This window comes from Amycolatopsis sp. 2-15 (assembly GCF_030285625.1).
Taxonomy (GTDB): Bacteria; Actinomycetota; Actinomycetes; order Mycobacteriales; family Pseudonocardiaceae; genus Amycolatopsis; species Amycolatopsis carbonis.
In genome coordinates this window covers 6199377-6212338 of record NZ_CP127294.1, presented here as the reverse complement: position 1 = coordinate 6212338, position 12962 = coordinate 6199377, and the positions used below count along the sequence as shown (strand labels likewise).

Below are 12962 nucleotides of genomic sequence, written 5' to 3'. Positions count from 1 at the left end.
TGATCGGGTGCGGACACGACCGACCCTGACCTGGACCGGCACGGGTGAACCGCTCCCGCGCACCGGAAGTGTCGCCGAGGTGGCCGAGGTCGTCTCCCGCGGCCGCGTGGTGGTGCTGAGCGGGGCGGGGATCTCCACCGAGTCCGGCATTCCCGACTACCGCGGCGAGTCCGGCAGCCTGCGCCGGCACACCCCGATGACCTACGACGAGTTCACGAGCAGCATCGAGGGCCGCCGCCGCTACTGGGCCCGCAGCCACCTCGGCTGGCGCACCATCGCGCGGGCCGAACCCAACTCCGGGCACCACGCCGTCGCGACCCTGCGCGAAGCCGGCCTGCTGTCCGGCGTGATCACGCAGAACGTCGACGGCCTGCACCGCGCGGCGGGCACGCGCGGTGTGGTGGAGCTGCACGGCAACCTCGACCGCGTGATCTGCCTCGGCTGCCGCCGCACCACGCCGCGCGAAGAGCTCCACGACCGCCTGCGCGCGGCCAACCCGGACTTCGGCGGCACCGCCACCCGCATCAACCCGGACGGCGACGTCGACCTCGCCGAGGAAGCCGTGCGCACGTTCACGCTCGTCGACTGCACCGCGTGCGCCGGCGTGCTGAAGCCCGACGTGGTGTTCTTCGGCGAGAACGTGCCACGCGCCCGGGTCGAGCGCTGTTACCGCCTGGTCGACGAGGCTTCGGCGGTGCTCGTCCTCGGCTCGTCGCTCACAGTCATGTCCGGCCTGCGCTTCGTCCGCCACGCCGCGAAAACCGGCAAGCCCGTCCTCATCGTCAACCGCGGCCAGACCCGCGGCGACGCCCACGCACAGGTCCGCGTCGACCTGCCGCTGGGCGAGGCGCTGACCGACCTGATCGATCTCGTCGAACTCGTCGGCGGACCCGCGCGCCTCGCCTGACGCGGGCCTACCGCAGTCCGTGCCGGTTCGCGGTGGTACCCGGTCGAACCCGGCACGGGAGTAAGCGGCATCTTCGCCCGGCCCTCAGCGGAACGCGGCGACGGAGTCCGCCACCCACTCGCCGAACGTCCGGGCCGGGCGGCCCAGCACCCGCCGCACGTCGGGGCTCACCCGGCGTTCCGCGGGCAGCGGGGAACCCAGCACTCCCAGCGTCGCCTCGACGATGGGCGCCGGCATGAACTCCAGCATCCGCGCGCGAGCCTCGTCCGGCGTCTGCTCGACGAACCGGACGGGCTCGCCGAGCGCGGTGCCGATGACCGCCGCCCGCTCGCGCGGGGTCAGCGCTTCGGGGCCGGTCACGTCGTACTCGGCGCCGTCGTGCGAGTCGTCCAGCAGTGCCGCGGCGGCGACCGCCGCGATGTCCGCCGGGTCGACGAACGGGAGCGCCACATCGCCGAAGGGGGCTTCGACGAGCCGCGAAGCCCGGACCGAAGGAGCCCACCCCAGTGTGTTGGTGGTGAACCCGCTCGGCCGCAGGATCGCCGCCGCAGGCACCGCCGAGCGAACAGCCTGTTCGTACGCCGCGAAAAACGCATAAGCCTCGGGCCGCGTGGCCGCGCCCTGCGAGGACAGCAGCACCAGCCGCCGCACTCCCCCGGCCTTCGCGACGTCGGCCAGCTCCGCCGGAGCCGGACCGCCCGGGAAGAGGAACAGCGCGTCCGCCCCGGCCACCACCTCGCGCAGGGACTCCGGCGCGGCCAGGTCCGCGACCTGGTGCGCCACGCCCTCGGGCAGGCCGGCCGGCGCCGTCCGCGACACCGCCGTCACCGGCGCCCCCGCCGCCGCCAGCGCCGCCACCAGCGGACGGCCGATGTTGCCCGTCGCCCCCGTCACCACGATCATCTTCGCGCTCCGTTCCTTACGATCCACAGTGGTCACGAAGGTGCCGTGCGCGTCCCCCGGCCGGAAGGACGCACCTTTAAGTAAGCTCACGACATGGAGGAATGGACGCAGTTCGCGGGCCGGTCGACCCGTGACGGGTATGAGGTGTTTCACACCGACTGCCCGGCGCGGACGGTGCTCGACCACGTCACCAGCCGTTGGGGCGTGTGGGTGCTGATCGCCTTGCGGGACCGGGAACTGCGGTTCTTCGAGCTCCGCCGCGGCATCGAAGGCGTGAGCGAGAAGATGCTGGCGCAGACCCTGCGCACCCTCGTGCGCGACGGCCTCGTGTGGCGCCGGGTCGAGCCCACCACGCCGCCGCAGGTCAGCTACGGCCTCACGCCGCTCGGCCGCGGCACCGGCGACCAGCTTTCGACGCTCTTCTCCTGGCTGCGCGACCACGCGGTCGAAATCCTCGCCACGCAGTCCGGGTACGACGAGTCCGGCGGCCGGCAGAGCGCGTAGGCATGGCGGAGGAAGAACCCGGGGGCACGGCTGTCCCGAGGACCGGTCACGCCCGGCGCACGTTCCTGTTCGGCGCCGGCGCGGCCATCGCGGCCTCGGGCGCGCTCTCGGCCGCGTTGCACCACCCCGAGCCGGTGGAAGCGACGGGCGGGTTCGGTGCCGACTGGCTGTTCGGCCCGTTCGTGCCCGGCTGCACCGAAGTGGACTTCGACGACCGGTCCATGACGCTCGTGTCGGTGCCCCACTGCGTCACGCCGCTGTCGTGGGACGGCTGGCACCCGAACGACTGGCAGCACCTGTGGGTGTACCGCCAGCACTTCTTCGTGCCGCCGCAGCTGCGCAAGAATCGCGCGTTCCTGCGGTTCGACGGGGTGCTCAGCGCCACCACCGTGTTCCTCAACGGCCGACGGGTCGCCTCGCAGAGCGGCGGATACCTGCCGCTCACCTGCGAGGTCACCGGGCTGCTCACCGACTCCGACAACGTGCTCGCCGTGGCCGTCGACGGCCGCTGGCAGCAGGACACTCCCCCGGACCTGCCCGAGTACCCGAACCCGACGGCCATCGACTTCTACCAGCCCGCCGGCATCTACCGCACGGTCAACCTCTACGGCACCCCGCAGGCCTACCTGTCCGATGTGTACGCCCAGCAGATCGCCGTGCTCACGCCGAACCGCGCGGTGGTGGTGCACTGCACCGTCGATGCGGCGAAGGCGGTGAAGGGGCCCGTGCGGCTCACGGCGACGCTGAGCCAGGCCGGCACCGAGATCGCCACCGCGGCCACCGACGTCACGGGACTGCGCAAGGGCGAGACGAACACCACCGTCACACTCCAAGGCCTCGACGCGGTGAAGCTGTGGGACGTCGACGAGCCGGCGATGTGCGACGTCCTGGTCACGCTCTCGGTCGCGGGGCGCAAGGTCCACACCTACCCGGTGCGCACCGGGCTGCGCGACGCCCAGTTCACTGTGGACGGTTTCCGCCTCAACGGCCGCCCGCTCAAGCTCTTCGGGCTCAACCGCCACCAGTGGTACCCGTTCGTCGGCGGTGCGATGCCCGAGCGCGTGCAGCGGCGCGACGCCGAGATCCTCAAGAACGAGCTCAACGTCAACATGGTGCGCTGCTCGCACTATCCGCAGTCGCCCGCGTTCCTCGACGCGTGCGACGAGCTCGGCATCCTCGTCTGGGAGGAGCTGCCCGGCTGGGACCACGTGGGCGACACCGCGTGGCAGGAGCTCGCGGTGCGCGACGTGCACGACATGATCGTGCGCGACCGCAACCACCCGTCGATCATCGTGTGGGGCACGCGCGTGAACGAGACGCTGGGCCAATACACGCTCTACGGCAAGACCGACCAGCTGGCCGCCGAGCTCGACCCGATGCGGCCGTGCACCGGGGCGGTCGCCGGGCAGAAGGGCTACGTCTCGCCGCTGTACCCGGTGAAGGAGAACGGCGGGGTCTTCTCGTTCAACGACTACAGCCGCCCGCCCTCGCGCAACGCGCCGCCGACATTGCGTCCGCCGCGCCGGGGCGTGCCATACCTGGTGAGCGAAGCCGTGGGCACCCTCGTGGGCGCGCCGTACTTCCGGCGTACCGACGCCGCCGACGTGCAGCGGGAGCAGAGCATGCTGCACGCGTGGGTGCACGAACACGCCGCGGCCGACCCGCGCTACTGCGGGCTGATCGCGTGGTGCGGCTTCGACTACCCGTCCGGCTGGTACCACTCGCTGCGCGGGGTGAAGTACCCCGGCGTGGTCGATTTCTTCCGGATTCCCAAGCTGGGCGCGGGTTTCTACCGCGCGCAACGGGCCCCGTCGCGCGGTGCGGTGATCGAGCCCGCGTTCTACTGGGACTTCGGTCCCGGCTCTCCGCGCGGCGGACCCGGTCGCAACGCGCTGATCTGGTCGAACTGCGACCAGCTCGTGGTCACCGTCGCGGGCCGGCGACCGGTCACCGTGCAGCCCGACCACGCGCGGTTCCCGCATCTGAAGCACCCGCCGTTCCTGGTGAACCTCACCGTGACCGGGAAGGCCCGCCCGGACCTGACGATCGAGGGCCGGGTGAAGGGGCAGACGGTGCTGCGCCGCAGGTTCAGCGCCGACCCGGAGTTCGACACGCTGGCCGTGACCGCCGACGACGGCGCCATCACCGCCGACGGCCAGGACACCACGCGCGTCACGCTCCGGTCCGTGGACCGCTACGGCGCACCGCGCCCGCACGCGCGCGGGGTGCTCAGCGTCGCGGTCGACGGGCCGGGAGTCCTGATCGGCGACCAGTTCCTGGACTTCGGCGCCCTCGGCGGCGCGGCGGCGGTGTGGATCCGCTCGATGCGCGACACGCCCGGGACGATCACCGTGACCGCGTCGCATCCGTTTCTGGACACGGGATCGGCCACGATCTCCGCGGTCTGAGCCACTCGCCGGACGCGGGTACGATCGCACACGGACGCCGGAGTGACACGAGAACGCCGGGAGGCGGCATGGCGCGGACGTTGACCCACACGGATCCGGCCGAGGTGACGTTGCAGCAGGCGCTCGACGCGCTGACCGATCCGGTGCGCCGCACGATCCTGCGCGAGCTCTCGGACGGGCCGGACTTCTCGCGCGCGTGCGGCACCTTCGACCTGCCGGTGTCGAAAGCGACGGCGAGCCACCACTTCGCGGTGCTGCGCTCCACCGGGCTGCTCGAACAGCTCGACCGCGGACCGCGCCGCTACAACCGGCTGCGGCGCTCCGAGTTCGACGCGCGCTTCCCCGGCCTGCTGGACCTCGTGCTCACCGAGCCCTGATCCCCGACCGTGGACGGTCCGTCCACTTCGGACTCGTCAGTCGCGGGCCAGGCCGTCGAGCCACTTCAGCAGCAGCTGCGTCTCCTCGGTGCCGAGGGTGGTGTCCTCGGTGCGCAGGAGGGCGGCGAGCTGCAGGGCCGCGGTGGGCAGCGGAGTCGTCGAGCTCTCGGTCTCCTCGGTGCCGTTCTCGGGAGTGAGCAGACTGTCGTGCACGGCGTCGCGCACGCGCCGCGACAGCTCGGGATCGGTGTAGACGTCCGGCTGGGTGACCATGTTGAGCGCCACCCCGATGTTCGCCGACATCACGCGCTGCGCGGCGGCGTCCGGGTCGACGCGCAGCCGGCCGATGGCGGCGCAGCGCACGAGCACCTCCTTCAGCAGCCGCAAAGCTTCCTGCGCGGCGCTGGGGATCTCGGTGAAGGCCGGGGAGTACATCAGCCGGTAGACGGCCGGGTGCTCCCGCGCGAACGCGATGTGGGTGTCCCAGCCGTTCTTGAGGTCGGCGATCGGGTCGGCCGACGGCTCGGCCGCGCGCTTGGTGGCCAGGTAGCGGTCGAACCCGTGGTCCACGACGGCCGAGAGCAGGCCGTTCTTGTCGCCGAACAGGCGGTACAGCATCGGCGCGCCGACCCCGACCGCCTCGCACACGGCGCGCGTGGAGATGTCGCGGTCGGGCGAGGCGTCGAGCAGCTTCTCGGCGGCCTCCAGCATCTGGGTGCGGATGTCCATGCACCCAGTGTAGCTCAGATATCCCGATAACGTAGCACTGTTACGCACATCATAGCGCCGCTACGGACTATCTCTATCACTGATCCCCATCAACAACGGAGCGGCACGGGCCGCACCCCCGTCAGGAGTGCGGCCCGGCGCGGTCACCAGGTGACCGGCACGCTCGAAACCCCACCCGTGAGGCGGTTGGAGCGGACGTCGAGGTCGTCGACGTCCACGGCCAGGCGCAGGTTCGGGAAGCGGCGGAACAGCTCGCTGAACACCACGCGCAGCTCGGTGCGCGCCAGGCTCGCACCGATGCAGAAGAACCCGCCGTAGCCGAAAGCGATGTGGGAGTTGGGTTTGCGGTCGGCGTCGAACTCCTCGGGGTCGGCGAACACGCTCGCGTCGCGGTTGGCCGACGAGGTCGAGATCATCACGGCGTCGCCGCGCTGGATCGCGACGCCGCCGAGCTCGACATCCTCGTGGGCGTAGCGCAACAGGCCCAAGCCACCCGGCGCGGACATCCGCAGGATCTCCTCGACCGTGGCGTGCACGCGGCCCTCGGGGTCGGCGGCCAGCGCGTCGCGGCGCGCGAGGTCGGTGAGCAGGAACAGCACGCCGAGGTCGATGCGGTTCGACGTGGTCTCGTGGCCGGCGAAGAGCAGGCCCGCGCCCAGCCGGGCGAGGTCGTCGTCGGTGAACGTCGGGTCGTCGGCCTGCGCGGCGACGAGGTCGGACACGACGTCCTGTGCCGGCTCCGCGCGCTTTTTGTCGGCCAGCTCGCCCATGTAGGCGGCGAATTCGTCCATCGCGAGCTTCGCGTCGCCGCCGCTGTCGAGCACACCGATGCGGTCGGACAGGTCGCGGAACTTGTCGCGGTCGGCGTACGGCACGCCGAGCAGCTCGCAGATCACCAGCACCGGCAGGGGGAACGACAGGAAGTCATGCAGGTTCACGGGTTCGCCGCCCGCGGCGTCGTGCGCGGCTTCGAGCTCGTCGAGGCACCGGTCAGCGAGCTCCTGGATGTGCTCGCCGAGCTTGCGCATCCGGTTGGCCGAGAACGCCGGCACCAGCAGGCGCCGCAGCCGCGCGTGCTCGGCGTGCTCGGTTTCGTAGTCGCCCTGCGGCCCGCTCAGCACCGCGGCATCGGACACCGCCGAGGCCTCCTCCGGCTTCGGGTGCGAACGGCCGAAGCGCGGGTCGGCGAACACCGCGCGGGCCTCCTCGAACCGCGTCACGAGCCAGGCCGGGTCGCCGGCCGGCGTGGTCACGCGCGCGATGGGGTCTTCCCGGCGCAGAACCTGGTACAGCGGCGCGATCTCGAGCACGTTGGGCCGGTCGAACGGCAGCCGTGGCGCACGCTCGGTGGTGGTCATCGGATCTCCTCCTCGGGTGACGGTTTCCGGGCCCGCGCACGCACCGTCGCGAGCCAGCTCAGTTCCTGCTCGGCGCGGCGGCCGACCTCGGCCAGCACCAGCCGGCTCCACGGGTCCTCCTGCGCCTCGGCGAGCTTCCCCAGCCGCTCGCCCTGAGCGGCGAGCGCGGTTTCCCGCGCGTCGAGCACCCGCAGCCGTTCCACGGGCTCGAGCCAGCCGAACCCGGCGAGCCGGGAGAGGAACTCGGTCGAGTCGCCGGCCAGGTCCGGCGGCAGGTCCGCGAGCAGGTCGTGCAGCAGCTCGCGGCCGACGTCGGTGATCGTGTAGACGTGCCGCGGCGGCTTGCCCTCCTGCGTCTCGGCGCTGCGCGTGACAGCGCCGGCTTCGGCGAAGCGGCGCAGCGCCGGGTAGAGCGAGTTGTTGGACAGCGCCCGGCCGCTCGACTCCTCGACCTTCCGGCGCAGTTCGTAGCCGTGCATGGGCTGCCTGGCGAGGCTCGCGAGCAGCAGGACGTCGATCCACATTTAGGTCACCGTAACCTAGGTCATGGTGACCTAGCAACGGCCGAACCGGTGGATCCGCCGGAAAATCCCCGTCAAGCGTGCAGCACGGCGGCGCCGGCGAACCGGCCCGCGGCGAGGTCCGCGAGAGCCTCGTCCGCGCGGCCCAGTGCATACGGACGCGTGGTCACTTCGAGGTGGTGGCGGCCCGCGAAGGCGAGGAACTCCCGGGCGTCGGCCCGCGTGTTGGCCGTGACGCTGCGCAGCTGCCGCTCCTGGAACAGGTGCCGCTGGTAGTTCAGCCCGGGCACGTCGGACAGGTGAATGCCCGCGATCGCGAGCGTGCCGCCGCGGTCCAGCGCGGCCAGCGCGACGGGCACCAGCCCGCCGGCGGGGGCGAACAGGATCGCCGAGTCAAGCGGCTCGGGCGGCGGCTCCTCCCCCGCCGAAGCGGCCCCGAGGTCGAGCGCGAGCCGCTGCGCCGCGCGGCTGCGCGTGACCACGTGGACGGTCGCGCCCCGCGCGAGGGCCACCTGCGTGGCGAGGTGCGCGCTGCCGCCGAAGCCGTACACACCGAGGCGACCGCCTTCGGGCACTTCGGCCCGCAGCAGCGCGCGGTAGCCGATGAGCCCAGCGCACAGCAGCGGCGCGAGCTCGTCGTCGCGGTAGCCGGCGGGCAGGTGATGGGCGTAGTCCGCCGGGACCACGGCGTACTCCGCGTAGCCGCCGTCGGCGTCCCAGCCCGTGTAGCGCGATGCGGGGCAGAGGTTTTCCTTGCCCCGCAAGCAGAACTGGCACGTGCCGCACGTGTGGCGCAGCCAGGCGATCCCGACGCGATCACCGATCGCGAAGGCATCCCCTGGGTTTTCACCCAGGGCGAGGACCTCGCCGACCACCTCGTGCCCCGGTGTCACCGCCGGCCGGTACACCGGCAGATCCCCTTCCGCGACGTGGAGATCCGTGCGGCACACGCCGCACACGAACACCCGCACGAGCAGTTCACCGGGCGCCGGTTCGGGCACCGGTCCGCTCGCGGGCGTCAGCGGCCCGGTGCCGATCGGCCCCGGCGCCGTGACGCGCCACGACCGCATCGTGGCCGGCAGTCCCGCCATCGCCGCTCCTTCGTCCGGGAACCCGAACGTACCGCGCGCGGTGCGGGGCGGCGGGCTCTCCGCCGCCCCGCGCCACCCGGTCGGTCAGCGGCCGCTCCACTGGAAGGTGACGGTGGCGCCGGCGCCCACGGTCGCGTCGAACGAGCGGTCACCGGAGACGACGGTGAACGTCTGCTCGGTCTTCGCGGTGTTCAGCGCGACCACGGTGGTCGAGCGGTCGGGGTTGGTGAACGCGACCGCCTCGATCGGCGTGCTGCTGCCGCTGGTGTAGACCACGGACGACGCGATGTGCACCGAGCCCGGCGGCACGAACTTCGAGAAGTGCTCGATGTCGCGGTACTGGTCGTTGTAGGTCACGGCCTTCGTCTGCGAGTTCACCGTGATGGTGCCGTTGCAGGTGCCGCAGCCGCCCAGGTGCGGGCCGTGGTTCTCGTCGAGCGCGATGTTCCAGTCGATGGAGCTGCGGCCCCAGTTCTGCATCACGCCGAGGATCGTGGACGAGTCTCCGCCCTCGCACTCGGTCATGAAGATGTCCTTGCCGGGAAACGAAGCCTTCAACGGCGTCTGAGCGTCGGACGAACCGTAGTAGCAGTGGTAGGCGGTGCCGGCCATCCACTTCGCGGCCGGGGTGGACAGCAGGTCGTACGGGTACTCCGGCTGCGGGTCCTCCCCCGCCCGCTGGTGCGAGGCGATGTCGCCGGGGTGCTCACTCCAGTTGTGGTCGAAGCCGAGGATCTTCGTGTCGAGCCCGGCGGCGCGGATGGCCGGGCCGAGGGCCTCGATGACCTTCGCCTCCTGCTGCCACGGCAGATCGGTGCCCGGGTAGTTCTTGCGCTCCAGCGCCTGCGGCTCGTTCTGCACGGTCAGGTAGTCCACGTGCACGCCGGCCTTGCGGTAGGCCTGCAGGAACTTCACGAGGTACAGCGCGTAGGCGCGGTAGATCTTCGGCGAGTCGATGAGCTTGCCGTCGATCATCGAGCCGGACGTCTTCATCCAGCCCGGCATGCTCCAGGGGCTCGCGACGATCTCCAGCTGTGGGTTCAGCTTCTTCGCCTGGCGCACGAGCGGGAGGATCTGCGTCTCGTCGTGGGCGATGGAGAAGTGCTTCAGGTCGTAGTCGGTCTGCCCGGCCGGCAGGTCGTCGTAGCTGTAGTCCTGGCCGACGGCGAAGTCCGACGCACCGATGGGCTGGCGCAGGAAGCTGATGCCCGCGCCGGCGCGCGGGTCGAAGAGGTTCTTCATGACTTCGTCGCGGTTGCCCGGCGTGAGGCCGTAGAGCACCTGGGCCGAGGAGTCGGTGATGGCCGCGCCGAAGCCGGACACGGTCTGGAACTTCACGTTCGGATCGATGCGGACCGTCGTGGGCGCCGCGGCGGCCGGGCTCTGCCAGCTCAGCTGCGTGTCGACGGGCGTGGTGTCACCGGGGTTGGTGAGCCACTCGTGGACGGTCCGCGACACGGCGGCCGGCGCCTGAGCCGACGGCACCTGGGCGGCGGGCGCGATCTCGGGCCCGGAGGCGGCGGTCGCCGACCCGGCCGCCACGGTCACGGCGGCCGCCGCGGCCGTCACCGAACACAGCACTCTTCGCAAGCGCGGCATGCAGATTCCTTCGTTTCACGGGGAAAACCCAGCGGACACGGCACCTGATCGGCACCGTGGGGAACCCGTGCCCGCGTTGGCGGCCGCGACCGGGGTCCGCACCGACACAACCAAACCGCGGGCGCGATGACAAGATCCCCGCTTCGGTTTCCCATCGTTGGGGCGGTTTGTCCGCCCGTCCGGCCACTTCTCGTGCCGCTGACCGGCAACCGCCCGGGCGCGTTCCCGTTGCCGGGTAAGGCAATTCAGCCCGCTGACGAGGACTCGTTACGGTGTCCCGATTCCCTTCATGTGAGGAAACCCGCCGATGAGCTCCCTTCGCCACGGCCTTTACCTGCCGCCGTTCGGACCGTTCGGCGACCCGGCGGCCCTGGTCGAGCTCGCCGTGCGGGCCGAGGCCGCCGGCTGGGACGGGGTGTTCCTGTGGGACCACGTCGTGCCCGGCGCGCCGCCGATCGCTGACCCGTGGACCACGCTCGCCGCGATCGCCCAGGCGACCAGCACGATCCTGCTCGGCCCGATGGTCACGCCCCCGGCGCGGCGCCGCCCGTGGGTGCTCGCTCGCCAGGCCTCGACCGTCAGCCGGCTCTCGGGCGGACGGCTCGTCCTCGGCACCGGCCTCGGCTCCGACGAAACCGGCGACTTCAGCCGCTTCGGCGAACCCCTCGGCCCCCGCTCGGCGAAGTTCGACGAGGCCTTGGCGATCGTCCGCGCCGTCTGGTCGGGCACCGAGGTGCACCACCGCGGCGACCACTTCCACGTCGACCTCGACGCCGCTGCTCCCGAACCCCACCCCATCCCCGTCTGGACCGCGATGTCCACCGACCACCCGCGCGTCCTCGCCCGCGCCACCACGAGCGACGGCATCTTCCCCCTCGCCGGCCCCCACCCGCCGGCACCGGAGGAGCTGTCCCGCCTGGTCACCGCCACGCGCCCGGCCGACCGCCCCTTCGACGTCGCCGTGGCCGGCAACGCCAGCCCCGCCTGGAACCACCCCCCGACGATCGACCTCGACGCACTGACCGCGGCGGGCATGACGTGGTGGCTGGAGTCGCTCATCCACTTCGACCCCCTCGACCTCTCGATGGAGGTCGTCGACGCCGGGCCGCCGCTGCCCTGACGCCTCGGATCACACCCCGCCGGACGCGTCCAGGCGCCTGGCACCGGAGACCCCGGCCGCAGTCATGACGAGCGCGCAGCCGTCGACCCCGGCGCACCGACCAAAGCCGACCCAACCGACCCCCCGACCTCTCGCTGGCGGTCGTCGACACCGGACTACCGCGGCCGAACCCCGACACGGAACCCGGCACCGGAGACCGCCCGCAGCTGCGACGAGCCCCCGGCCGGCGACCCCGGCGTACTCACCACACCCGCCCGACCGCCCCCTCGACCGCTCCCTCACCCGTCGTCGACGCCGGGCCGCCACGCCGGTGACGCCCCGGACTGCCTGGCGCGGCCGCAGCTGTTAGGTTCGGACGAACCACGGTTGAGCACCCAGCCGTCACCAGACCGTGTCCGGCCGCAGGTCGGGCGCCGGGCCTGCTGCCGGCGGTTGCCCGGCGGGCCCGTGACCGCGGAGGGAACCCGTTGTGACCGACGATCTCAGAGCGGCCGGCGCGCGGCGCCTGCCCACGCTCGACATCAGCACCACGACCGCCGCCGGCACGACGGTGGTCACCGCCGCCGGGGAGATCGACACCGCGGTGTCGGACGCGCTGCGCGCCCGGCTGGTCGCGGCCCTGGAAGGCCGCCCCGGCGTGCTCGTCGTGGATCTGTCCGAAGTGCCGTTCTGCGACTCCAGCGGCCTTTCGGTGCTGATCGACGTCCGGGGCCGCGCGACCGAGGCCGGGATCCCGTTCCGCATCGTGACCCAGCAGCGCGGGCTGCTGCGGCCAATCGAATTGCTGCACCTCGACTCGGTGCTGGAGATCCACCCGAGCCTGGAGTCAGCCACGGGAACCGTCTCCTCGTCGTAGTGCGAGGCCCCGGCGGTGGGCCTAATGTCCTCACATGAACGATCTGCCGCGATTTCCCGAGGATTCCAACCCACCCCCGTCCTCCAGTGAGCCCCCACGTCCGGCCGTGCCGAACACCATCGCGGTCGCGTTCTGGGCGTTCGTCGTCTCGACCGTGATCGGCATCGTCGGCGCCCTGTTGCTGTTCGGGCAGAAGGACGAGCTCATCGACGCCGCCCGGCGCACCAACCCGAACCTCAGCCAGGCCCAGCTCGACCAGGGCGCGAACATCGCGCTCATCGTTGCGGTCGTGATCGCGATCGTCATCGCGCTGCTGTACCTGCTGTTCGCGGTGAAGCTGCGAGCCGGCCGCAACTGGGCGCGGATCGTGCTGACCGTGCTCACGGCGCTGCAGGTCCTGTCGCTCATCACGGGCAGCGGCGGCACCTGGCTGAGCTACCTCTCGGCGCTGGCGGCCGTGATCGGCGTCGTGTTCTCGTTCCTCGGCGACTCCAACGCCTACATCGCGGCGGGCCGGCCGGTTCGGCGGTAACCACTCCGGCGGCGGCTGGCGACTCTAGTGCACGTGCACTACTCTGGAACTCGGTTG

General features: G+C 71.8%; 13 protein-coding genes. 7 read left to right on the top strand and 6 right to left on the bottom strand.

The window, feature by feature from the left end; genetic code table 11:
- Positions 1-7: 7 nt before the first annotated feature.
- Entirely contained in the window at positions 8-907 is a 900-nt protein-coding gene (locus tag QRX50_RS30755; RefSeq protein WP_285966610.1) for an NAD-dependent protein deacetylase, read from the top strand.
- 84 nt (positions 908-991) lie between these two features.
- Here the strand turns inward: QRX50_RS30755 and QRX50_RS30750 are convergent, their stop codons facing one another.
- On the bottom strand, positions 992-1810 hold the full coding sequence (locus tag QRX50_RS30750; protein WP_285966609.1) for an NAD(P)H-binding protein: 819 nt from the start codon (positions 1808-1810) through the stop codon (positions 992-994).
- Between the two features lie 93 nt (positions 1811-1903).
- Here QRX50_RS30750 and QRX50_RS30745 point away from each other — a divergent pair, with 93 nt between their 5' ends.
- The 3 genes from QRX50_RS30745 (at position 1904) to QRX50_RS30735 (ending at position 5099) form a co-directional block, all read left to right on the top strand.
- Positions 1904-2314, top strand: a complete 411-nt coding sequence (locus tag QRX50_RS30745; protein ID WP_285966608.1) for a winged helix-turn-helix transcriptional regulator — start codon at positions 1904-1906, stop codon at positions 2312-2314.
- Positions 2315-2316: 2 nt separating this feature from the next.
- On the top strand, positions 2317-4722 hold the full coding sequence (locus QRX50_RS30740) for a glycoside hydrolase family 2 protein (RefSeq protein ID WP_285966607.1): 2406 nt from the start codon (positions 2317-2319) through the stop codon (positions 4720-4722).
- A gap of 68 nt (positions 4723-4790) precedes the next feature.
- Positions 4791-5099 (top strand): ArsR/SmtB family transcription factor, encoded by a 309-nt coding sequence (locus QRX50_RS30735; protein WP_220241202.1) that lies wholly within the window; start codon positions 4791-4793, stop codon positions 5097-5099.
- 36 nt (positions 5100-5135) lie between these two features.
- Here QRX50_RS30735 and QRX50_RS30730 read toward each other — a convergent pair whose 3' ends face one another.
- The 5 genes from QRX50_RS30730 to QRX50_RS30710 all read right to left on the bottom strand — a co-directional run bounded on the left by QRX50_RS30730 (position 5136) and on the right by QRX50_RS30710 (position 10397).
- Positions 5136-5828 carry a TetR/AcrR family transcriptional regulator gene (locus tag QRX50_RS30730; protein ID WP_285966606.1) on the bottom strand — a complete coding sequence of 231 codons (693 nt, stop codon included), beginning with the start codon at positions 5826-5828 and terminating at the stop codon, positions 5136-5138.
- 143 nt (positions 5829-5971) lie between these two features.
- Positions 5972-7186, bottom strand: a complete 1215-nt coding sequence (locus QRX50_RS30725; RefSeq protein ID WP_285966605.1) for a cytochrome P450 — start codon at positions 7184-7186, stop codon at positions 5972-5974.
- On the bottom strand, positions 7183-7710 hold the full coding sequence (locus QRX50_RS30720) for a PadR family transcriptional regulator (protein ID WP_285966604.1): 528 nt from the start codon (positions 7708-7710) through the stop codon (positions 7183-7185). Before QRX50_RS30720 ends, QRX50_RS30725 begins: the two co-directional genes overlap by 4 nt.
- 71 nt (positions 7711-7781) lie before the next feature.
- Positions 7782-8777 carry a zinc-binding alcohol dehydrogenase family protein gene (locus QRX50_RS30715; RefSeq protein WP_285974611.1) on the bottom strand — a complete coding sequence of 332 codons (996 nt, stop codon included), beginning with the start codon at positions 8775-8777 and terminating at the stop codon, positions 7782-7784.
- A gap of 105 nt (positions 8778-8882) precedes the next feature.
- Entirely contained in the window at positions 8883-10397 is a 1515-nt protein-coding gene (locus QRX50_RS30710; protein ID WP_285966603.1) for a glycoside hydrolase family 30 protein, read from the bottom strand.
- Positions 10398-10704: 307 nt separating this feature from the next.
- Between QRX50_RS30710 and QRX50_RS30705 the strand changes: the two genes are divergently transcribed.
- The 3 genes from QRX50_RS30705 (at position 10705) to QRX50_RS30695 (ending at position 12905) form a co-directional block, all read left to right on the top strand.
- On the top strand, positions 10705-11517 hold the full coding sequence (locus tag QRX50_RS30705) for an LLM class flavin-dependent oxidoreductase (RefSeq protein WP_285966602.1): 813 nt from the start codon (positions 10705-10707) through the stop codon (positions 11515-11517).
- Between the two features lie 469 nt (positions 11518-11986).
- Entirely contained in the window at positions 11987-12373 is a 387-nt protein-coding gene (locus QRX50_RS30700) for an STAS domain-containing protein (protein ID WP_285966601.1), read from the top strand.
- Positions 12374-12407: 34 nt separating this feature from the next.
- A complete protein-coding gene (locus QRX50_RS30695; protein ID WP_285966600.1) occupies positions 12408-12905 on the top strand; it encodes a hypothetical protein in 498 nt (165 codons plus the stop codon).
- Positions 12906-12962: the final 57 nt, after the last annotated feature.

What these genes read in the sequence shown, in the direction of transcription:
- QRX50_RS30705 (WP_285966602.1), top strand. Translation starts at nt 10,705, where the DNA reads ATGAGCTCCCTTCGCCACGGCCTTTACCTGCCGCCGTTCGGACCGTTC.
- QRX50_RS30725 (WP_285966605.1), bottom strand. Translation starts at nt 7,186, where the DNA reads ATGACCACCACCGAGCGTGCGCCACGGCTGCCGTTCGACCGGCCCAAC.
- QRX50_RS30715 (WP_285974611.1), bottom strand. Translation starts at nt 8,777, where the DNA reads ATGCGGTCGTGGCGCGTCACGGCGCCGGGGCCGATCGGCACCGGGCCG.
- QRX50_RS30730 (WP_285966606.1), bottom strand. Translation starts at nt 5,828, where the DNA reads ATGGACATCCGCACCCAGATGCTGGAGGCCGCCGAGAAGCTGCTCGAC.
- QRX50_RS30750 (WP_285966609.1), bottom strand. Translation starts at nt 1,810, where the DNA reads ATGATCGTGGTGACGGGGGCGACGGGCAACATCGGCCGTCCGCTGGTG.
- QRX50_RS30740 (WP_285966607.1), top strand. Translation starts at nt 2,317, where the DNA reads ATGGCGGAGGAAGAACCCGGGGGCACGGCTGTCCCGAGGACCGGTCAC.
- QRX50_RS30720 (WP_285966604.1), bottom strand. Translation starts at nt 7,710, where the DNA reads ATGTGGATCGACGTCCTGCTGCTCGCGAGCCTCGCCAGGCAGCCCATG.
- QRX50_RS30710 (WP_285966603.1), bottom strand. Translation starts at nt 10,397, where the DNA reads ATGCCGCGCTTGCGAAGAGTGCTGTGTTCGGTGACGGCCGCGGCGGCC.
- QRX50_RS30735 (WP_220241202.1), top strand. Translation starts at nt 4,791, where the DNA reads ATGGCGCGGACGTTGACCCACACGGATCCGGCCGAGGTGACGTTGCAG.
- QRX50_RS30695 (WP_285966600.1), top strand. Translation starts at nt 12,408, where the DNA reads ATGAACGATCTGCCGCGATTTCCCGAGGATTCCAACCCACCCCCGTCC.
- QRX50_RS30745 (WP_285966608.1), top strand. Translation starts at nt 1,904, where the DNA reads ATGGAGGAATGGACGCAGTTCGCGGGCCGGTCGACCCGTGACGGGTAT.